The sequence below is a fragment of the Terriglobus sp. RCC_193 genome (assembly GCF_041355105.1).
Taxonomy (GTDB): Bacteria; Acidobacteriota; Terriglobia; order Terriglobales; family Acidobacteriaceae; genus Terriglobus.
Map to the genome: position 1 here is coordinate 94,093 of NZ_JBFUPK010000003.1, position 20,862 is coordinate 114,954.

Here is a 20,862-nt window from a genome sequence, read left to right on the forward strand (position 1 = left end):
ATAGGGGTGCGAACATGCTCGAGCTTCGCCATGTCACCAAGCGCTATCACGGCATTCCCGTGGTTCACGAAGTCAGCTTCGCCATCGCAGCCGGAGAAGTCCTTGGCTATCTCGGTCCCAACGGCGCAGGAAAGTCCACTACCGTGAAGATGATTACGGGGATGATTGAACCGACGCACGGCCAGGTCCTCTTCCGTGGACGCAACATCCACGACGACCTGCCCGCCTATCGCGCGCGTCTTGGCTATGTTCCCGAAGAAGCGCAGGTCTACACGCATCTCAGCGGACTCGAGTATCTGCAACTGGTGGGTCGCCTGCGCGGCATGCCGGAGGCCCTCATCGAACGCAAGGCACGTGGACTGTTGGAGCTTTTCAGTCTGAAGACTGCGCTGGAATCCCCTATCCACGACTACAGCAAAGGCATGAAACAGCGCGTTCTGTTGAGTGCCGCGCTGCTGCATAACCCGGATCTGATCCTGTTCGATGAACCGCTCAGCGGCCTGGACGCAGTAACCGCGCGGATCTTCAAGGATCTGCTGGTTGCGCTGCGTCGCGAAGGCAAGGCCGTGCTGTACATCTCGCATGTTTTGGAAGTGGTCGAGCAGGTGTGCGATCGCGTGGTGATCCTCTCCCATGGCGCAATGCTTGCCGATGCGACGCCGAAGGAGTTGATCCAGATGAATCAGCAACCCACGTTGGAGCGCGTCTTTGCGCAGCTTGTGCAACAGACCGATACCGCCTCACTCGCGGAAGACCTCGTCCATGTCATGCAGGTGGACCATGCCTGAATCCTTGCCCTTCCGCACACTCACTCGCCACTTCACGCGCATGCTCTACGCCACGGGCGAAGACGCATCGCAAACCGGCACCACCCGCATGCTCGCAGGGGTTGCTGCGCCTATGCTCCTGGCAGCGTTCTGGCTCGTCCTGCTGGAAAGCAGGGTACCGATCCGCTTCGTTCCGCCCTGGTCCCTGGCAGAGTTGCATTACCTTTTTGTGCTGTACTCGATCTGCGTCATGGCCTGCGTCACCGCGCTGCAGTGGGAGCGCCTCTTCCCGTCACGCGCGGATTTCCTTATCCTGCTGCCTCTGCCTATCCACTCGCGGACGCTTTTCGGGGCCAGGCTCGCATCCGTCGCCAGCTTCCTCGGCATGTTTCTGCTCGCGTCCAATCTCTTCGGCACACTGATCTTCCCCATGCTCTACGGTGCCGAGATGCCACGCGCCATGCTGTCGCACGCCGTAGCTGTCTTTACCGCAGGCATCGCATCGTCACTCGCTGTGCTCGCACTGGAAGCACTCATCATCGTGATTGTTCCCGAGCGGTGGTTTCACCACATCGCACCCATCGTGCAAACGTTGATCGTAACCGTATCGCTCACACTCTTCCTGCGCGTCTTTACCGTCGGCGAACACTTGCCATCGCTATTGCAGGGCGACATTCCGGTTGCGGCCAAACTGCCAGCCCTCTGGTTTCTCTCGCTTTATGAAACGCTGCTGGGTGGCCCCACAGCCACGCCGTACGCTGCGCATCTGTCGCATCACGTGGCTCAATGCCTGCCCGTCCTACTGATGGCAACCGCATTGCTCTACCCCACCGCATGGAAGCGCCGCCAGCGCATGGCAATTGAAGGTGCACACACAGCGCGACGGAGCAGTCGCGGCATCGTGCAGCAACTACTGCACCGCATTCTCCTGCGTGATCCCGATCAGCGGGCCATCTTCCACTTCCTCACCCAGACACTCACACGCCTCAGTCGATATCACGTGATGCTGGCTGCTTACTGCGGCTCCGGCATCGCTCTGGCGGTCGCCATCTCCGTAACATTCAACACGCAGGCAGCACGCCTCACCGTCTCAATTGACCCCGCAGGGATTCACAAGGCGCTCCCCATCCTGCTGTTCTGGACAGTCGCTGGCCTGCGCGTTGCCTTCCTTCTGCCGGAAGAACTACGTGCCCGCTGGATCTTCCAAATGGCGCCGCTCATCACCACACGCGTCGTCACCACCATCAAGCTCTTCGTCCTGCTTGTCTGTCTTGTCGTGATCGCGGTATTCACAGTCACTCTGGCCACATGCCACTGGAACACAGCAGACATCTTTCGCCAGGACTGCTTCTGCACGGCCGCAGCCATCCTGCTCACGGACGTCTTCTTTTTCCTGACAGACAGCGTGCCATTCACGCGTCCAGCACAGCCCGAACGCAGCAGCCTGCCGTTAACGCTGGCCATGTACATCTTCGGTGTCCCGGTATTCCTGTCCATCATGTTCACGCTGGAGTATTGGGCACGCACATCGCTCGTCCGATTGGCCTCGGCTCTGCTCTCAGCCGTCGCTATCCATGCTCTATTGCACTTCCTTCGCAGACTTCCCTCACACTCTGTCTCCAGCGACCCGTTCCTTGGCGAATCAGACAGCGATGTGCGAACCCTTGGCCTCAGCACATAATATTTAGCGGCTAACATTCACCACCAATGCAGAAAATCAAAGCAGAGGTAAAGAATCCAATCAGATGGAATGGAATCATAGGTCGTATGGCAAACGCAGCGCTGCTGGTCATCGACGTGCAACAGGACTTTCTCCCGAAGGGTTCATTGGCTGTCCCTCAAGGGGACGAGGTGATCCCCATCATTAACCGTTTGGGCGGGAAGTTCGCCGAGATCGCCATGACGCAGGACTGGCATCCCGCGGGACACATCTCGTTCGCGTCCACCCACGGCAAACAACCCTTCACAGACACCGTGGAAGCCGCTTATGGAACGCAGGCGCTATGGCCGGATCACACCATCCAGAGCACTCCCGGCGCAGAGCTGGCAGCCGGCCTCGATCTGCCTCACGCCGGTCTGATCCTGCGCAAAGGGTTTCGGCTCAATATCGATTCCTACTCCGCTTTCCTGGAAAACGATCACAGTACCTGCACCGGGCTTGCGGGGTATTTCCGCGAAAAAAGCATTACCGACCTGTACCTGTGCGGTCTGGCGTGGGATTACTGCGTCGGATTTTCCGCACTGGACGGGAAGCAGCTTGGATTCAACATCACCGTCATCACGGATGCCGTGCGCGGCATTGATCCAAAATCCATGGCGGAGATGTCCAGGCGATGGCAGGAAGCCGGTGTGCGCACTGTCACCAGTGAAGCGCTGCCGGGCCGTTAGACTGAAAGTCATGCCGCAGCAACCCTTCCACGCCGAAGCCCGACTCCGCGTCCGCTATGCCGAAACCGACCAGATGGGCGTGGTCTACCATGCGAATTATCTGATCTGGTTTGAGGTGGGGCGCGTGGAACTGATGCGTTCTCTGGGACTTGCCTATGCCGATCTGGAAAAGGACTACGGCTGTCTGATCGCAGTCGTCAGCGTGGAAGCGCGCTACCGCGCATCCGCCCGGTACGACGATGAAATCGCCGTGCGCACGCGCATTACCGCCATGCGCGGCCCCGTATTGAAGATGGCATACGAGGTGGTCCGCGTGGAAGACGGCAAGCTGCTCTGCGAAGGCTCCACCAGCCACGTGGTGGTGAGCCGCGAGATGACCAAACGCGAATTGCCCGAGCCATATGCCCAGGCGTTTCGCAAGTTACTGGAAAAGGAAAACTAAGCCGGATTACTCCGTGGCGTTGACCAGGTCGCGGAGTTCCTTGGACGGCTTGAAATAGGGCACGCGCTTGGCGGGCACTTCCACTTTGTCGCCTGTCTTGGGATTGCGGCCGATGCGCGCATTCCGCTGGCGGATGCGGAACGAACCGAAGCCGCGGATCTCCACTTTCTCATCGCCGCGAATGGCGTCGATAATGCCCTCGAAGAATGTGTCCACGATCACTTCGCCATCGCGGCGGGTAAGGTCGCCGGAGGCGGTCACGCCATCCACGAGATCTGCCTTGGTCATACGGGATGCCTCCTTGCGAAACCCTGTCTGCCAACCCGCGATTTCTCACGGGGATGCATGGAGTGTACACCGGGCGGCGCGCAATGGAACCACGCCAACTTAAACGATCACGAAGAAACGAAGGGAGATCAGCGGACCTGCATGAGGAAAAACCGGTACGGGTCAGCAGCGTTTTCGATGGAGCAGACTGAGCGGCACGCCGAAGAGCATCACTAACGCCAGCACCCCATTCACCATGCCGGGGCCGGGCCGGGGGAGCGGAATATGTAGTGCTGTATGCGGCAGGACGGCGTAGTTCATCACTCCATAGATAAACAAGCCGTAAACGATGCCAACGACAAGTGGATAGCGCCCCGCAGCAACTGTTCTGCCGGGCAACAGCACGTGTAGGCTGGCCCAAAAGGCTGCGATCAGGAAATGCATGCCCAGTCCGACCAGAGACATGGCATAACCGCCTCGCATCGCGTTTGGACCAAGCAGGCAGGCGGCAATGGAACGAAGCATTACCAGCGGATCATGCCCGTGGGCGACGGTAAAGATTGCGGCATCAGCGATATCCAGCGTGCCGCAAAGGACTGTCGCTACCACGATGACTCTACCCGGACTCCAGCAACCGCGTGCAGCCATTTGCACCTCGCACACGAACGATAGCACCGCACGCATGGCCTATCTGAGAAAATGAAAGGTGATGAAGAACATCGCTATTCTCGGTTCCACCGGCTCCATTGGAACCAGCACCCTGGACATCTGCGAGCGCTACCCGGAGCGCTATCGCGTGGTCTCACTCGCCGCCGGAACAAACCTGGACCTGGCCTTCCAGCAGTGCGTGCGCTGGCGTCCGCAGGTGATCTCCGTTGCCACGGAAGCGCTCGCCGCACAGTTGACGGAAAAGTTGAAAGCCGCAGGCATCACCGGCATCGAGGTCGTCTACGAAACTGCGGGTACGGTTCGCGTGGCCACGCTGCCGGAAGTGAACTTCGTGGTCAGCGCCATTGTGGGTGTTGCCGGTCTGGAAGCGACCTACGCTGCTGTTAATGCGGGCAAGACCATTGGCCTGGCCAACAAGGAAGCCATGGTGGCCGCGGGTGAACTCATCATTGCCGCAGCAAAGAAACACAACGTCACCATCCTGCCCATTGACAGCGAACACAACGCGATCCATCAGGCCATGCGTGCGGGCACAACCAACGAAGTGAAGCAGATATGGCTGACGGCCAGTGGCGGCCCCTTCCGTAACACGCCGTTGAAGGACTTCGAAGACATCACTCCTGCGCAAGCGTTGAAGCACCCCACATGGGTCATGGGACAGCGCATCACCATTGACAGCGCCACCATGCTGAACAAGGGGCTGGAAATCATCGAGGCCTGCCGCCTCTTCGATCTGCCCGCGAGCAAGGTGAAGGTCACCATTCATCCACAGTCCACCATCCATTCGCTGGTGGAATACGTGGACGGCAGTATCCTCGCGCAGCTTTCCGTCACGGACATGCGGCTGCCCATTCTGTACGCGATGGCCTATCCCGAGCGTGTTCCCAGCGACCTGACGTTCGATATGGCCGCGCTGGCGCAGTTGGATTTCGAGGAGCCGGACTTCAAGCGTTTTCCCTGCCTGCGACTGGCGTATGAAGCAGCCGAGGCTGGTCCGTCGCACTGCATTGCGTTGAACGCGGCGGATGAAATTGCCGTTGCAGCATTTCTGAAGGGTGATCTACCCTTTCTTGGCATCCCAAACACCATTGAACGCGTACTGGAACGGACGCCAGTGGCCCATCCGACGACAATTGCCGAAGTTCTGGAAGCGGATGCAGCAGCTCGCGAAACCGCCCGCCAGGTGGCATCGGAGACGCTGGCGCGCGCCTAACTCCGTGTCCGGTTCAAAGCGTCTAAACTTCATGTTGCACGGACTGGCTTAAGGCTGGCCGTGCGTAGTACGAGAGGGTCTGTTTGCACATCGCCGAAATGCTTATCACCTTTGTCTATTTCCTCGTCATCCTGGGCGTCATGGTCCTGGTGCACGAGTTCGGTCACTTTGCCGCTGCGAAGCTTTTCGGTGTCCGCGTGGAAGCATTCTCCATCGGCATGGGCAAGCGGCTGTTTGGCTATGTGCATAACGGCACCGACTACAAGGTCTGCGCGCTGCCCATTGGCGGATACGTAAAGATGACGGGCGAAACCGAGATGGAGATGATCCAGACCTCGCCCAGCGAAAGTCTCGATCCCAATTCTCCGGACGGCGCGTTGCACTCCGCGCGTCCTGGCGAAGACTCCGGCAACTTTAACGCGAAGCCGCGCTGGCAGCGCATGGTGATTGCGCTGGCAGGCCCCATTGCCAACTTCATCCTGGCTATCTTTGTGTTCACGCTCGTTGCGCACTACCACCACGAAACCATCGAGTATCTGCAGGATCGTGGTGAGCTGGATTACGTTGTAGCCAACTCACCCGCTGCAAAAACCGGCATCCAGGTGGGCGATCAGATTGTCCGCTTTGACGGCATCACGAACCCCACATGGCAGGACGTGATGATGTTCAGCGGCCTGAAGGCAGGCCAGACACTTCCCTTCTCGTACATCCACAACGGCAACCGCGTGGACACTGAGCTGCCCGTCAACTACACCGGCAAGCCGGAAGATTTCGGCCCGGAAAATGTCTCCACGGTGTTGGGCCTGGTGCCGCGTCCGCAGGAAGGTCCGGTGGTGATCAACGATCTGCCCGACAGCACCACACCGGCAGCACGTGCAGGTTTGGAGAAGGGCGATCAGATCGTGGCCATTGATGGCCATAAATTCCACGGCACCGAAGCCACCAGCGCCTATCTGAACGATGTGGATGGCCGCGCCGTAACGCTCACCATTGAGCGCAAAGGCGAGACCCTGCAGGTTCCCATCACACCACGTCTCACGCCCGGAACCAACGGTACGCAGGCCTACAAGCTGGGCTTTGCCGTAATACCGCCGCCAGTAGTGACAACAAAACAGCCGATAGACGTGGCCATCAAAACCGGCTGGAAGGACTTCACCAAGAATTCCACGCTGGTGTTTGACGTACTGGGTGGCATGTTCAAGCGACAGGTCTCCGTGCGCAACCTGAGCGGCCCGGTCGGCATTGCGCAGCAGGTAGGCATGGCGCGCGAAATGGGCACATGGACCGTGCTGAGTCTTGCTGCAGCCATCAGCCTGAACCTGGGCATCTTCAACCTGTTGCCCATGCCCATCCTTGACGGCGGCATGATCCTCTTCCTTGTGATTGAAAGCATCATCCGTCGCGATGTGAATGCGCAGTTGAAGGAGCGCATCTACCAGGCGGCATTTGTCTGCATCATCCTGTTTGCGATGTTTGTCATCTTCAACGACATCACCAAGCTGGCCATCTTCAGCCATAAGGGATAACGCAATGCGCATTCTGATGGTGGGCGCCGGCGCCACCGGCGGATACTTTGGCGGACGCATGGCACTGGCTGCTCGCGATGTCACGTTTCTTGTGCGTGGCCAACGCAAGGAACAGTTGCAGCGCGAAGGCATTCGCATCGTCGGCCCATCCGGCGATGCTGTGCTCACCGAGCCAAAGCTCATCACCGCAGACGAACTGAAGACCGCAGGCACATTCGACGTTGTCATCCTCAGCGTGAAGGCGTATTCGCTGGATAGCGCCATGAACGACTTCGCTGCTGCAGTTGGCGACAACACCGTCATCGTGCCCATCCTGAACGGCATGAGCCATCTCGACACACTTGTGCAACGCTACGGCAAAGAGAAGGTCATGGGCGGTTCCGTGCGCATTGTCTGCGATGTGGAACCTGACGGCCTGATCCGCCAGATGACGAAGCTGGATCACATGAATTTCGGCGAGATCGATGGCACAGTAACCTCGCGCGCACAGGCGCTGCACGATACCTTTGCCGTTCCCGGCATCACGCTCGCACTATCGAAAGACATCATCGACACCATGTGGCAGAAGTGGTGGATTCTCTCCACCATGGGTGCGGTCTGCGTACTGGGTGGCGGTAATGTGGGCGAGATCGTCGCCACTGGCGAACACGGCGTTGCGATGGCGCTTGCGGTACAGGACGAAGCCATCGCCATTGCCACGGCCAATGGTCATCCCGCCGATGCAGAGTTCGCCAAAGGCCACGCACAGCGCATGACCGAGCCAGGCTCGTCTCTCACATCGTCCCTGTATCGCGACATGACCAAGGGACTGCCCGTGGAAGCCGACCACATCCTGGGCGATCTGCTGGCCCGCGCCAACGGCATAAAAGCGCCGCTGCTGGGCGCGGCTTACACACACCTGAAGGTGTACGAAGGAAGGCGTGGATGAACCTGCGCGTGCTGTATCACAACAACTGTTTCGACGGCGCATGTTCCGCATCGCTGTTCACCAGGTTCCATCGCGAATGCATCGGCACCGCCACGGAATACAGCTACCAGGGCCTTGCCCACAAGGCCGGAGCGCAGTTTGATCCCGCAGACTTCAGCGGCGATGAAAACGCGATCGTCGACTTCAAGTATTACGATTCGCCCAAGCTGACATGGTGGTTCGATCATCACCAGAGCGCGTTCCTGACCAAAGCCGACCGCGAGCACTTTTTGCAAGACACGTCCGGCAAGAAGTTCTTCGATCCCACGCGCATCTCCTGCACTGGCTTCATCGCAGACATCGCTCGTGAGAAATTCGGCTTCAGCACCAAGGGCCTGGAAGGCCTGCTGCTATGGGCCGACATCATCGACGGCGCGAAGTTTGAATCGGCTGATGCCGCCGTGGGTCTTGCCGCACCGGCCATGAAACTGATGATGGCGATTGAAGGCACCAGCGATCCCACCTTCATTCCGCGACTGATTCCGCTGCTCACATCGCAGCCGCTGATGGATACGCTGCAGGAAAACTTTGTGCAGGCAGAGGTGCAGCCGCGACTGGAGAAACATCATCGCGACATCACGCTGCTGCGTTCACGCGCTGCCAGTGACCGCGGTGTGATCACCTTCGACATCACCGATCAGCCCACCGAGGGCTACAACAAATTCATTCCGTACTACCTGCTGCCGCAGGGCGTGTATGTCGTCGGCCTGTCGAAGTCCAGCTTCCGCACCAAGATATCTGTGGGCACCAATCCATGGACAACCGTGTCCGCAGACAAACTCGCGAACATCGCGGCCATCTGCGAACGCTACGGCGGCGGCGGTCATCCTCGCGTGGGCGCCATCAGCGTTCCTGTGGACCGCGTGGATGAAGCACGCCGCATTGCCGCGGAAGTGACAGCAGAGTTGAAAGCTCTCGATCAGCGCAACGTTCTGCCCACAGATCAGAGCTAACCCTACGTGGAACTCTGCAGCCTGCTTTCGTCCAGATCCAGTTCGCGCTCCAGGGTACGGTAGACGCTTTCGTCCACACGCCCCTCATCGCGCAATGCGATCAATTGCTGACGCTCTGTTCGGTACGTCTCCGCAAGAATGGTCTCCATGGAACGCGCATGACGATCCTGCGCTGGCACACCCGGTCCGCAATCCTGGATAGACTCCAGCCGATGTTCGTACTGATGCAGCAGATCGTCGTATGCATGATGCAGCTCGGGATCATCCTCATTGCGCGCCGTGGACAGATAGCCCATCGCGCTCCGGATCAGGATGCGGCGTGCTTCTCCTTCATCGCACTCGCTGGTGGGAACATTCTTCAACCGCAACACACGCAGCAGTGCCGGTAGCGAAAGCCCCTGCAGCACCAGCGTCACCAGGATGACGCAGAACGTGAGGAAGATGATCATGTTGCGCTGGTGAAATGGTTGGCCATTGGAAAGCCGATTGGGTAGCGAGTTCGCAGCAGCCAGCGCCACCACGCCACGCATTCCTGTCCATCCCATCACGAAGATGCTGCTACCCGAAGGCTTCGGCTCCGGTTGATGTTGAAAACGGCTGCGCAACCGGTACGTGACGTGCGCCATGGGGAAACACCACAGCAAACGCAGCGCGATCAGTACCGCCGCGAAGCTAAGACCATAAAGAACAGCCTGCGTGCGGGTGAATCCACGGATGCCGTTCAGCACAGGCTGTATCTGCATACCCAGCAACAGGAAGACCAGACCGTTCAGCAGAAACTCAGCCGCATCCCACACCGCGGTAATCTGCAACCGCACCCCGGGCGAAAAGAACGTCGCACTCATGCGGCTCATGAACAGGCCGCACACCACCACGGCAATCACGCCGGAGGCATGTATAGCCTCGGCCGTCAGATACGAGCCATAGGCCACGATGAAGGAAACGGCAATCTCCACCGGCCCGTCGTCGATGTAGCGTTCAAACCACACCACCACCCGACCGCACAGCAGCCCCGCGCCCACACCACCCACAAACAACCACAGCAGCCGAAGAACGCCTTCCGTAAGCGTAGGTGCGGCGCCGCGCAGCAGCATGTCCACGCCAAACTCCAGCGCAAGCAGGCCTGTGGCGTCGTTCAGCAGGCTCTCACCCTCCAGGATGTCCACAATGCGTTTCGGCATGCCGATCTTGCGAGCAATCGAGGTGGCCGCAACCGCATCTGTAGGCGATACCACCGCACCCAGCAGAAAGCCGATCCGCCAATCGAACTCCGGCAGAAAATAATGTGCCGCCACCGCTACGCCGATCGCGGTGAAGAACACCAGCCCAACCGCCAGCGAACTGATAGTGACGATGTTGTATTTGAAATCTGTCCACGACGTTTGCCACGCAGCCGCAAACAGCAGCGGCGGCAGAAAGACCAGAAACACCAGGTTCGGCGGCAGCGGAATATCCGGAACCACCGGCAGAAACGAGGCAAACAATCCTGCCAGCACCAGAACGATGGGATAAGAGACAGAAAGCCGCCGTGCCACTCCTGCGATCAGTGCAATCGCAATCAGCAGCCCCAGGAGCAGGGATTGCAGGACATGAAGGTTCACCCCTCTAGTGTGCCATCCTCAACACCACTTCATGCAAATGGGACGGGATACGAATATGGAATTACCAAACAAACTCTTCCCATAAAGCTAGACTGGTAAGAATCAGCATGTTGGACAGAGCAAAAACAGAGACGAGACGCCCTGCGCGCTTTGTCACACAAGCCGATGCGCTTGCGTGGATCGTCCTGGCGCTCGCCGCAGTGTTGGCAGCCCTGCCTCTGCTCACACACGGCTACTCCTGCGGTCACGACTTCGACTTTCACCTGCGCAGTTGGATGGAAGCCAGCACACAGTGGAAGAGCGGCATTGTGAAACCTGTGTGGTCCTTCCACGCCGCATGGGACGCGGGCGAGCCACGCCTGCTCTTCTATCCACCACTCTCATGGATCACCGGCGCGCTGCTGACATTACTGCTGCCCTGGAGCGGCATCGTCTTCAGCTTCACCGCGCTCACTCTCTTCCTCAGCGGCGTCACCATGCATCGCCTGTTGCGGCGATGGGTCTCACCGGGCCTCGCCATCTTCGGCGGCTGCCTCTATCTGGTGAACCCGTACATGCTCTTCTGCGCCTACGAGCGCACAGCCTATGCGGAGTTGATGGCCGCCGCATGGATGCCGCTACTGCTGATCGCTCTGCTGCGTGAACGCGTGACGGCATGGCGCATTGCTGTTGCCATCGCACTGCTATGGATCACCAATGCACCCGCTGCGGTCGTCGGTTGCTATTCCATGCTGCTCATTGGCGGCATGCGCTGGCTTTATCTACTGCGCAAAGACCGCAAAAAAGCATGGCCCTACTTTGGTCGTGTCACCGCAGGATTTTTCCTCGGCCTTCTGCTCGATGCGTTTTACCTCTTCCCCTTCGCCATCGAACGCAAATTCATCACGCTGACCGCAGCGTTGACGCCCGCCGCACGTCCCGAAGCGAACTACCTTTTCGAATATACGAACGATGAGTTCCACAATGGCGTTCTGCTCCACACGTCTACCATCGCTATCGTACTGGTTGCCGCAGCACTCCTGTGCGGCGGCATAGCTCTGTTCCTGCAACGCAAACACGTGCGTTTGTTCACCGGAATGCACGACCGCGACGCGTACCTGCAACAACACAACACATGGCACATCGCGGTGCCTGTGCTGATGATCTACAGCATCGTCGTGCTGCTGCTGCAAATGCCACTCTCAGGCCCCGTGTGGCATCACGCACCACAACTCAACTTCCTGCAATTCCCGTGGCGCTTTCTCGCCATGCAGGGCGCGGTTTCCGTGACCGTGGTGATGCTGATGTTGAAACGCATCACCGCATCCCACGCAGTGACACGTACGACCAATGCCGCATGGATACTGGCTGGCATATTGCTGGCACTCGCAGCGGGTTATGGGTTGGCCAATCGCGCCTTCCGTCAGGGTTGCGATGACGAAGAGGGCCTGGCGCCGCAATGGATGTTTTTTCATCGCGGCGACGGCTTTGAGCAGACGGACGAATACACTCCTGCCAACGACGACAACGACGTGCTGAAGATCAAACTTCCCCCGGCATGGATCGCGCAGGATGCACGCAATCAACCTGCCAGCGGCAACGGCTCCTTCCCCAAAGGAACCCCGCTACCCGCAGAGCAAATTCATCATTCTGATGACCTCATCTTCACCGCCAATGCCGCCCACGCCAGCGACGTACTGATCGTCCGTCTGCGTCGCTTCCGTGGCTGGCATGTGTTGCTGGACGGCGTGGAACAAAAGGCCCTGCCACAGCGCCCCGACGGACTCCTTGCCGTGCCTCTGCGCAGTGTTGGGCAGCATCGCGTGGAGGCGCGATACCGCAAGCCCTGGGACCAGTGGGCAGGCGGCGTGTTGTCACTGTTGGGTTTGTTAGTGGTCATCGCCGCGGCAAAGCGCGAAGAATCCTCGCACAGCAACCTTGTCCGGTAGAATCAAAGAGATCGCTCATCCACACATGTCTGTAGATTTTTCGCAACTCGTTCAGGAAGGCGTGGCCCAGACCGACGCAGCGTTGGAACGCCTGCTGCCCGGCCCGGATGCGCAGCCGCACAATATCCATCGCGCCATGCGTCACAGCGTCTTCGCGGGCGGCAAACGCCTGCGCCCGATGCTGGTGCTGGAGTCCGCACGCATGATCAGCGGCATACTACCCGATGGCGCAGCCGACGTCGGTGCAGCCGTCGAGATGCTGCACACCTATTCGCTCATCCACGATGATCTGCCCGCGCTGGACAACGACGATCTGCGACGCGGCAAGCCCACCTGCCACGTGGTCTACGGCGAAGCTATGGCCATCCTCGCAGGCGACGCATTGCAGACGCTGGCCTACGAGACACTTGCCAAGCTGCCGGGCGACGCACTTGCAAAGATCGAAATCGTGAAGGAAGTCGCCATTGCCACCGGTACCGGCGTCGGTTACGACGGCCTGGCGCCCGGCATGATCGGCGGCCAGGTATGGGACATTGAAGGCGAAGGCAGCAAGCCCACCGCCGAGCGCGTGGAAGCGATTCATCGCTCCAAGACTGGCGCGCTCATCACCGTCTCCATCGTTGCCGGTGGACTCATCGGTGGTGCCTCTGCCGATGAAGTCGCCAGCCTCCGCCGCTTCGGACAGAAGGCCGGGCTCGCCTTCCAGATCGTCGACGACGTGCTGGACATGACACAGAGCAGCGAAGAACTGGGTAAGACCGCAGGCAAAGACACAGCCACCGACAAAGCCACATGGCCCGCCGTCTTCGGCATTGAAAGCAGCCGCACAACCGCTGCAGAACTGCTGCGGGATGCGCTTGCGGAACTCGATCGCTTTGGCGCAAATGCTGATCGCCTGAAGGCCGTGGCCCGCGCTCTGGTGGAGCGCACACACTAATTCCGATGCTTACCGAAGACGATGTTCGCAATGCGCTCCGTGTCTGCTTTGACCCGGAACTACAGGTGAACATCGTCGATCTCGGCCTCGTCTACGGCATCCACATCACACGCGACGAAGACGCGCCAGGCTACGAGCCGCGTTACCTCGTCCACATCGCGCTCACCATGCGTGCACCGAATGACGAACGCGAAGCCCTGCTCATTGGCCAGGTGCAGAACCGCCTGGCAGGCATGCGCGAAGTCAGCCGCTCCACAGTTGAAGTTGTGTGGGAACCAGCATGGTCTGCCGACCGCATGACGCCTGCGGCGCGTCAGCAGCTAGGCCTAGATCGCCCCGCAAAACAAGGCCTCATCAACATCACGTTGTAAGCATCTGACACTTCCGACAAAGCAAGGCGTCCTGCAACAGTGCAAAGCATCACTGCTTAGCGAAGCAGAGACCTGCGCGCAAAGCGCGTCATCCTGAGCGAAGCCGAAGCATGCCCTCGAGCGAAGCCGAAGGGGGGACCTGCTTCCCTTCCGCGCCACTACAACGCAACCGGTAAGCGACTACGGTTTCAATGCCACGCCGTACCGCACCTTATCCTGCCCCTGAAGACCCGTGTTATCCGTAAACTTCAAAACACTGCCGTCCTCAATCTGCAACTGAATCTCGCTCAGCTTCAGATTCCGCGTATTCGCAATGCTCCCCGCAGATTTCGCTGCAATCGTTACATGATCGATCACGAAGTTATCCAGCGTTGCATTCGGATACGCGGACATATCGATCGCAGTGGTCGCATTCTTCGCATCGATATTCCAGATATGAACGTCGTGGAAGTGCGGTAATCCCTTCTCCGGCGGCACTGGCGTTGTCAGCGGAATCCAGTACGGCGGCACCGTCTTCGGATCGGCATCCTTTGGCAACGTGGCATAGCTGTACGAAGGGTTCCAGTTCAGCGTTACCTTGATCGGTGTTTTCACACCGTCAAGATGAAGATCATGCACGCGCAAGTTCTCACCGAAGCCGCCGCGGACACGCGCACTCTTGATGAGCACACCGTTGCTTACATTCTTCTCCGCGGTCAGGTTGTACGCTTCCACATTGCGAAATCCGCCAGAGGTTTCGCTGCCAAACGTCACTGCAGCCGCGCCAGAACGAATCACTGAATCGCGAATCACAACGTTATAGGTGGGTCGATTCACCCGCAGACCATCGCTGTCGCGCCCTGCCTTCAAACACAGCGCATCGTCATTTACATCAATGTCCGCATGTTGCACCAGGATGTCATGCGAGCTGTCGATATCAATGCCATCCGTCGAAGGCCCCTTGCCGCCAATGTTGTTGCGGATGGTCACACCATCCACCGTGACATCGTGCGAGTAGCAGATATGCACTGTCCAGAAGCCTGACCGATGCAGTTGCAACCCACCGCCCAGCTTCACATCCGACGAATCAAACACCTGGATCAAACGAGGCCGTTTCGCATCGTAATCGCTTGCCCAGCGCAGCCCCTTCGGCTCATACGTGGCACGCAGATCCCAGTAGCTCTTCCACCAGTAGCTGCCGTCGCCGTCAATCGTGCCTTCGCCGCTGATCTGCACATGCTGCTGCCGGTACACATTCACCAGCGCCGCAGGCCACGTCATCTCAATGCCCGCCACACGCGTAGGCATCAGCGGATACGCACTCAGCGATTGGATGCCAGTTAACGTAACGCCTTTGGGGATCTCAAGGTGCGTGTTGTTCTTCACGAAGATGGAACCCGTGCGATACATGCCCGGCGCAAACGTCACCGTATCGTTGTGCCCAGCGGCCTTATCCAGCGCGCGTTGAATGGCCTTCGTATCATCCGCAGCGCCGTCACCCTTAGCGCCAAAATCATTTACACGCAGCGTAGCCGCATGCAGCGAAGCAGATGCAAGCAATACCAGCGGCAACAGGCCGCGAAGCAAGAAGTTCACTTTCCTAACCATCGCACCCTGTTCCCTGTTTTTGAAGTACTAATCCAGATCAAATTCGCGAAACGGCTTGCCCGTATCCGGCGTTTCTTTCGCCTTACGGAAAGCCTCTTCAAACTTTGCATTCAGAATGCTGTCACGATTCTTTTGCGCTTCCACGGATTGCGCAAAGATGTTGTCACGCCGCGCATCGTTCTCACGCGCAGCCTTCGCGGCCGAGCCCAGGTCTTCAAACGTGCGCTTTCGCGGTGCGGGTGTGTGAGCAATGATGGTCTGCGTCACGGGATCAATGCGCAGCATCGCGCCGCAATCCGGACACATCACCTCAAATCCGATTTCCTTCGCCTGTTTCTTCGCCATACGCAGAGGATTTTACGCTTTCCGCGTCGCGAAGCTCCAACGAACGAAGTTCGTCATCCTGAGCGAAGCCGAAGGACCTGCTTTCCTCTCGCGCTCAGGATGACGAAATATACGAAATGCGCTCAATTGAGCAAATCAGATATCGAACACACGATGGCCCGGACAATCCTGCTCCGCATTCTCCACCAGCATCCTCGGCAGGTCCAGCGTGCTCGCGGCCAGAAATTGCGCGCCAGCCAGCAGACGTTCCTGCACATGCCCATTCGGAAACAGGTTCAGCGTGATCGCCTCAGCATGTTTGCGCAGGAAGCTCTCGCGTTCCAGTTGCCAGTTCGCAGCCAGCCGCCGCAACCGGTTCATCTGGTAACGCATCTTGTTCGCCGCAATCGAAGCGCTGTGGCCCAGGTTGCTGTCCATCGCACCCATCCACTGCTCCACTTCCTTCAATTCCGCATCCAGAGCATTGCCTGCGCCAGCAATTTTGCGCTTGCCTTCAATCGGCATGGCCCGCGCTGCCAGTCGCTGCGAGAGCGCATCGGCGGTGGTCAACGCATCACGAAACGCAACCTCATGCTGGTCCATCACACTGCGAATCGCCGACGGAACCAGTGTTCCGGAAAGGCGGGGGAGAATTGGCGTCGGCGCACCCAGCATGGCGTCATAGAGCGGCTGTAACTGCGCAAAATATGCAATCTCCGCGGGGCCGCCAATGTAAGCCGACGTGGGCAGAATCGCATCCTGAAACACCGGCCGCAGCAACGCATTCGGGCTGATGCGTTCCGGTTCAGTATCCAGAATCGCCAGCAGCTCTTCCGCGGTATAAATGCGCGAACCGGCTTTCCACTCAGTGCTTCCCACAACATGCTTCAGGGCAACACGGTTGCCATCTTCGCCCATGACAAACAGCAGCGTACTGTCGTCATGCACCAGCACCTGCGCGGCATATCCCGCTGCTTCCAGGTCACGGTTCCGCTGCACAACAGCCGCATGAAGCGCATCCGCATCTTCAATTGCCGCACGCAGCACCGGCGCACCCATCTGGTGGAACGCGCGCGTGCTGGCATCAATCACAATCAGCCCAAACTCCGCGAAGACACCAGCAATGAATTTGCCAAACGCGGAAGCCAGCGTGTCCTGCGGCGTATAGCTGCTGCGCAGAAGTTCAGTGATGGGCGCATAGGCAAGCAGTTCTTCGGCCTTCTCCAGCACGGCCTCAATCTGAGGACCCAGTGCCAGATTGCCCACCGGCTGCTGACGATGCTGCGGGAAAGTGGAGTGCAAGGTCTCCACGCCATGCTTTGCCAGGAACGCAACCTGGTTCACTTCATCCAGGTCATGGTCTTCCGTGGCCATCCAGAAAATGGGCACATGCGGTACGCCGCGCTGGCTGGCCACCTGTGCCTTGCGAATCGCTGTGGCGGCCTTGATCAGCGTCAGCAGCGGCCCACCAAACAGGCCTACCTGCTGGCCGGTGACGACGGACTTTGCACCACTACGAAGTTTTTCCAGATTCGCAAACGTTGTGTCACTACAACCAAACCCCTTGGCCTGTTCTGTCAGCGCATCCACCAGAACATGACGCTCCGGTTGCAGACGTACAGACCGCCCCTGCATCCAGCGGTCGTCGAACGGGCTAGCCGCATAAAAACGGCGCACCGGGGCATCCGGCGCAGCCGTGCGCAGCTCCGTGTAGTCCACAAAGAGCCGCGACAGATGCGGAAGAACGGTGATCGGATAACACTCAAAACTCATAGACAGGTCACAGCTTCCGCTTGCACGGGGGGTCGGCTATAGGATGGCACGTCCGACGTGTTGGATGCAGCTTTTGATACGTTGATTGCTATGGCCAAGCGTACCGCAACTACCGCCCCCGCAAAGAAGAAACCCACCCAGCCAGCCAGCTCCAAAGCAAAGAAGGGCGTGGTGGCCTCCGCAGAGATGCCGAAGCTTCCTGTTAAGGCGCCCCGCCTGCCCAAAGGCAAGGCGCAAATCCTGTCCTCAAAACAGGCGTACAAGGGCAAGGTCTTCAGCGTGTACACGGAAAAAGTACGCGAGCCCAACGGCGTGGAAGCCATCCGCGATGTCGTTCGCCACTCCGGTTCGGTCGTTGTGTTAGCGGTGGATGAAAGCACCAACCCCGCCGATCCTCTCGTTGTTATCGAGCGTCAGTTCCGCCACGCCGCCGACCAGTATTTGTTGGAACTTCCTGCCGGACGCGTGGAACCCGGCGAAAAAACGCTCGCAGCCGCCAAGCGTGAACTCATTGAAGAAACTGGCTACCGCGCAAAGAAATGGACGAAGCTCGTCCGCTACTACGCCAGCCCCGGCTTCGTGGCGGAGTGGATGGAAATCTATCTCGCCACCGGGATCGTCGCTGGAACCGCAGAGCCGGAGGATGATGAAAAGATTGAAGTTCGCCTTCTGCCGCTCTCGGAACTGGTACGGATGTGCGCCGCAGGCGAGATTCACGATGGCAAAACCATCGTCGGCGCACTTAGCTATGCACAGCGGCTGCGCGATCTTTCCGGCAAGTAAACCCAGCCTTCGATGTCATGAAATGGCATGACACCGAAGGCTGTAATTTTTCGGAAAAATTTACCTTACCCTGCTCCGAAATCTTCTTCAGCGCGTCTATCAAGCACCATCCTCGCGACGGATAATCCAGCGAGCACGTAGGCCGTGATGGTTGCGCAAGTGGTGAGCACGAGTGGCACAGTACAAGGGCACAGTGAAGTGGTTCAACAATGCAAAGGGCTATGGCTTTCTGGGACGCGATGATGGCGGCGCGGATGTGTTCGTGCACTATAGCGCGATCCAGTTGGATGGCTACAAGAGCCTGAAGGAAGGCGACCCGGTGGAGTTCGATGTGATTCAGGGCTCCAAAGGACCGCAGGCCGACGCAGTTATTCTGACGGCGGCCTAACGCTTCATTCGGGGCGGCTCCAAAAAGGGCGGGCTTCAACCCGCCCAAACTCCTCTCTGCGCAACGAAGACCTCACAACTAAGACTGCGCCAATGTAGTCTCATCTCCGTATGGACAACATCACCATGGCGCGCCTGCTGGAAGAAACAGCGGCGCTGCTGGAGATTGACGCAGCCGATCCCTTCCGCGTACGCAGCTATCGGCGCGCAGCGGAAGCAGTGGAACAGCAGACCACCCCTCTCGTCACCCTCGTTGACGATCCCAAGCAATTGCTTGCCATCGGCGGCATCGGCAAAGGCATGGCCTCGAACATTGTGGACATGGTCCGCACCGGTTCCATGCCACTGCGCGATGAGCTGCTGAAGAAATACAAGGCATCCATGCTGGAGCTTCTCCGACTCCCCGGCATGGGGCCGAAGACGGTTGCGCTTATGTGGAGCGCACTCGAAATCTCCAACATCGATGAGCTGGAAACTGCCGCCAAAGCTGGCCATCTGGCAAAGCTGCCACGCTTCGGACAGAAGCAGGTGGATAAGCTGCTCAAAGGCATTGAAGACGCGAAGAAAAACAGCGGACGCTTCCGCATCGACAACGCAGCAGAGATCGCTGAAACCATCAGCAAACTCATCCGTGAATTTCCCGGCATGGAAACTATCACACCTGCAGGTTCGTTGCGACGCGGCAAGGAATCCGTCGGCGACCTTGATCTTCTCGTCACCGGCCCCGCATGTGAACCGGATGTGGTCAGCGCAGCCGTAGAGCATGTCGCATCACTCCCGCTGATCGACACGCTTATCGCCCGAGGTCAGAACAAGGTAAGCTTCACGCTGCGCAATCAACTGCAGGTAGATGTACGGTTGTTACCGCGCGCAAGCTACGGAGCGGCGCTGCAATACTTCACCGGCTCCAAGATGCACAACGTACTGTTGCGCCAGAAAGCACTGAAGCGTGGCTATACATTGAGCGAATACGCGTTGGCTCGCATGAATCCGCAGGAAGGTGAAAGCGCCATCGTCGCAGCCGCCACCGAGGAAGAGATTTACGCAGCACTCGGTATGCAGTGGATTCCGCCGGAGCTGCGTGAAAACTGTGGCGAGCTGGAAATGGCCGAAGCCAGCACGCTGCCGCAGCTCATCACGCTGGATGACATTCGTGGCGACGTACACATGCACACCGTCGCCACCGATGGCAGCTTCACCATCCGCGAGATGGCAGAAGGCGCGCTGCTGCGTGGATTGAAGTACATCGCCATCACGGACCATTCGAAAAACCTCGCCATGACCAATGGCCTGGACGACGCACGCGCACGCGATCACATCCGCGCCATCCATGCGGTGGATGCAGAGATGAAAGGCCGCATCCGCGTCTTCGCCGGCATTGAGGTGGACATCCTGCAGGACGGCTCGCTCGACCTGGAAGACGAAACGCTGGCGCAGATGGATGTCGTCATCGGCAGCATCCACTCTGCCTTCAATCTTCCGGCAGAAGAACAAACGGAACGTCTTCTGCGTGCGGTTGAAAATCCTCATCTGCACATCCTCGGCCATCCTACCGGCCGCAAGGTACTCAAGCGCGATCCGTATCCATTCGACATGGACAAGGTACTGCGCCGGTGCGCTGAACTAGGCGTTGCCGTGGAGCACAATGCAGCACCCGCGCGTGCCGACCTCAGTGACCTCAACCTGCGCAAAGCCAAATCACTGGGCTGCAGGATCAGCGTGAACACCGACGCGCACTCACTGGAAGACATGGACAAGATGCGCTTCGGCATCACGCAGCTTCGTCGCGCATGGCTCACAAAGGATGACGTTTTGAACACACTCGACGCCGATGCGTTTCTCAAAGCGCTTCGTAGTCGTCCTTGAAAAGAATGACGTCATATAACAGCACCACAACAAGCGCCAAAGGCGCGCCGACATATTAGCCTAGGCCGAAGGCCCAGGTAAGGCGCACACGAAATCAATCAAGGGCCAAGGGG

General features: G+C 58.7%; 20 protein-coding genes. 14 read left to right on the forward strand and 6 right to left on the reverse strand.

Annotated features, from left to right (window positions below; all coding sequences use genetic code 11):
- The first annotated feature begins 14 nt into the window (after positions 1-14).
- The 4 genes from AB6729_RS16340 (at position 15) to AB6729_RS16355 (ending at position 3,597) form a co-directional block, all read left to right on the forward strand.
- On the forward strand, positions 15-788 hold the full coding sequence (locus AB6729_RS16340) for an ABC transporter ATP-binding protein (protein ID WP_371082729.1): 774 nt from the start codon (positions 15-17) through the stop codon (positions 786-788).
- Complete coding sequence (locus AB6729_RS16345) at positions 781-2,448, forward strand: hypothetical protein (protein ID WP_371082730.1); 1,668 nt, start codon at positions 781-783, stop codon at positions 2,446-2,448. The genes AB6729_RS16340 and AB6729_RS16345 overlap by 8 nt, the downstream gene beginning before the upstream one ends.
- Before the next feature lie 86 nt (positions 2,449-2,534).
- The gene (pncA, locus tag AB6729_RS16350; RefSeq protein WP_371082731.1) at positions 2,535-3,155 is read left to right on the forward strand and encodes a bifunctional nicotinamidase/pyrazinamidase; all 621 of its coding nucleotides are present in this window, start codon (positions 2,535-2,537) and stop codon (positions 3,153-3,155) included.
- A 10-nt stretch (positions 3,156-3,165) separates the two neighbouring features.
- Positions 3,166-3,597, forward strand: a complete 432-nt coding sequence (locus tag AB6729_RS16355) for an acyl-CoA thioesterase (protein ID WP_371082732.1) — start codon at positions 3,166-3,168, stop codon at positions 3,595-3,597.
- A 6-nt stretch (positions 3,598-3,603) separates the two neighbouring features.
- On the opposite strand, the gene AB6729_RS16360 is transcribed toward AB6729_RS16355, so the two are convergent.
- The gene (locus AB6729_RS16360) at positions 3,604-3,885 is read right to left on the reverse strand and encodes an HU family DNA-binding protein (RefSeq protein WP_371082733.1); all 282 of its coding nucleotides are present in this window, start codon (positions 3,883-3,885) and stop codon (positions 3,604-3,606) included.
- A 162-nt stretch (positions 3,886-4,047) separates the two neighbouring features.
- Entirely contained in the window at positions 4,048-4,473 is a 426-nt protein-coding gene (locus tag AB6729_RS16365) for a hypothetical protein (RefSeq protein ID WP_371082734.1), read from the reverse strand.
- Between the two features lie 100 nt (positions 4,474-4,573).
- Here AB6729_RS16365 and AB6729_RS16370 point away from each other — a divergent pair, with 100 nt between their 5' ends.
- The 4 genes from AB6729_RS16370 (at position 4,574) to AB6729_RS16385 (ending at position 9,192) form a co-directional block, all read left to right on the forward strand.
- Positions 4,574-5,746, forward strand: coding sequence for a 1-deoxy-D-xylulose-5-phosphate reductoisomerase (locus AB6729_RS16370; RefSeq protein WP_371082735.1), 1,173 nt, complete (start codon positions 4,574-4,576; stop codon positions 5,744-5,746).
- An 83-nt stretch (positions 5,747-5,829) separates the two neighbouring features.
- Positions 5,830-7,272 (forward strand): RIP metalloprotease RseP, encoded by a 1,443-nt coding sequence (rseP, locus tag AB6729_RS16375; RefSeq protein ID WP_371082736.1) that lies wholly within the window; start codon positions 5,830-5,832, stop codon positions 7,270-7,272.
- Between the two features lie 4 nt (positions 7,273-7,276).
- The gene (locus AB6729_RS16380; RefSeq protein WP_371082737.1) at positions 7,277-8,200 is read left to right on the forward strand and encodes a ketopantoate reductase family protein; all 924 of its coding nucleotides are present in this window, start codon (positions 7,277-7,279) and stop codon (positions 8,198-8,200) included.
- Positions 8,197-9,192, forward strand: coding sequence for a DHH family phosphoesterase (locus AB6729_RS16385; RefSeq protein ID WP_371082738.1), 996 nt, complete (start codon positions 8,197-8,199; stop codon positions 9,190-9,192). The genes AB6729_RS16380 and AB6729_RS16385 overlap by 4 nt, the downstream gene beginning before the upstream one ends.
- Before the next feature lie 2 nt (positions 9,193-9,194).
- Here AB6729_RS16385 and AB6729_RS16390 read toward each other — a convergent pair whose 3' ends face one another.
- Entirely contained in the window at positions 9,195-10,793 is a 1,599-nt protein-coding gene (locus tag AB6729_RS16390; RefSeq protein ID WP_371082739.1) for a Na+/H+ antiporter, read from the reverse strand.
- Between the two features lie 107 nt (positions 10,794-10,900).
- Between AB6729_RS16390 and AB6729_RS16395 the strand changes: the two genes are divergently transcribed.
- The 3 genes from AB6729_RS16395 to AB6729_RS16405 are packed head-to-tail and all read left to right on the forward strand — an operon-like array spanning position 10,901 to position 14,029.
- Positions 10,901-12,721 (forward strand): hypothetical protein, encoded by a 1,821-nt coding sequence (locus AB6729_RS16395; RefSeq protein WP_371082740.1) that lies wholly within the window; start codon positions 10,901-10,903, stop codon positions 12,719-12,721.
- 25 nt (positions 12,722-12,746) lie between these two features.
- On the forward strand, positions 12,747-13,658 hold the full coding sequence (locus AB6729_RS16400; protein ID WP_371082741.1) for a polyprenyl synthetase family protein: 912 nt from the start codon (positions 12,747-12,749) through the stop codon (positions 13,656-13,658).
- A 5-nt stretch (positions 13,659-13,663) separates the two neighbouring features.
- The gene (locus AB6729_RS16405; protein WP_371082742.1) at positions 13,664-14,029 is read left to right on the forward strand and encodes a metal-sulfur cluster assembly factor; all 366 of its coding nucleotides are present in this window, start codon (positions 13,664-13,666) and stop codon (positions 14,027-14,029) included.
- A 180-nt stretch (positions 14,030-14,209) separates the two neighbouring features.
- Here the strand turns inward: AB6729_RS16405 and AB6729_RS16410 are convergent, their stop codons facing one another.
- The 3 genes from AB6729_RS16410 to bshC form a co-directional block, all read right to left on the reverse strand.
- Positions 14,210-15,595 (reverse strand): glycoside hydrolase family 28 protein, encoded by a 1,386-nt coding sequence (locus tag AB6729_RS16410; protein WP_371082743.1) that lies wholly within the window; start codon positions 15,593-15,595, stop codon positions 14,210-14,212.
- A 48-nt stretch (positions 15,596-15,643) separates the two neighbouring features.
- Complete coding sequence (locus AB6729_RS16415; protein WP_371082744.1) at positions 15,644-15,961, reverse strand: hypothetical protein; 318 nt, start codon at positions 15,959-15,961, stop codon at positions 15,644-15,646.
- 135 nt (positions 15,962-16,096) lie between these two features.
- Complete coding sequence (gene bshC, locus AB6729_RS16420) at positions 16,097-17,713, reverse strand: bacillithiol biosynthesis cysteine-adding enzyme BshC (protein WP_371082746.1); 1,617 nt, start codon at positions 17,711-17,713, stop codon at positions 16,097-16,099.
- Between the two features lie 57 nt (positions 17,714-17,770).
- On the opposite strand from bshC, the gene AB6729_RS16425 reads away from it, so the two are divergent.
- The 3 genes from AB6729_RS16425 to polX all read left to right on the forward strand — a co-directional run bounded on the left by AB6729_RS16425 (position 17,771) and on the right by polX (position 20,749).
- Entirely contained in the window at positions 17,771-18,496 is a 726-nt protein-coding gene (locus AB6729_RS16425; protein ID WP_371082747.1) for an NUDIX hydrolase, read from the forward strand.
- 172 nt (positions 18,497-18,668) lie between these two features.
- A complete protein-coding gene (locus AB6729_RS16430; RefSeq protein ID WP_047497695.1) occupies positions 18,669-18,884 on the forward strand; it encodes a cold shock domain-containing protein in 216 nt (71 codons plus the stop codon).
- A gap of 110 nt (positions 18,885-18,994) precedes the next feature.
- Complete coding sequence (gene polX, locus AB6729_RS16435; RefSeq protein WP_371082748.1) at positions 18,995-20,749, forward strand: DNA polymerase/3'-5' exonuclease PolX; 1,755 nt, start codon at positions 18,995-18,997, stop codon at positions 20,747-20,749.
- Positions 20,750-20,862 lie beyond the last annotated feature (113 nt).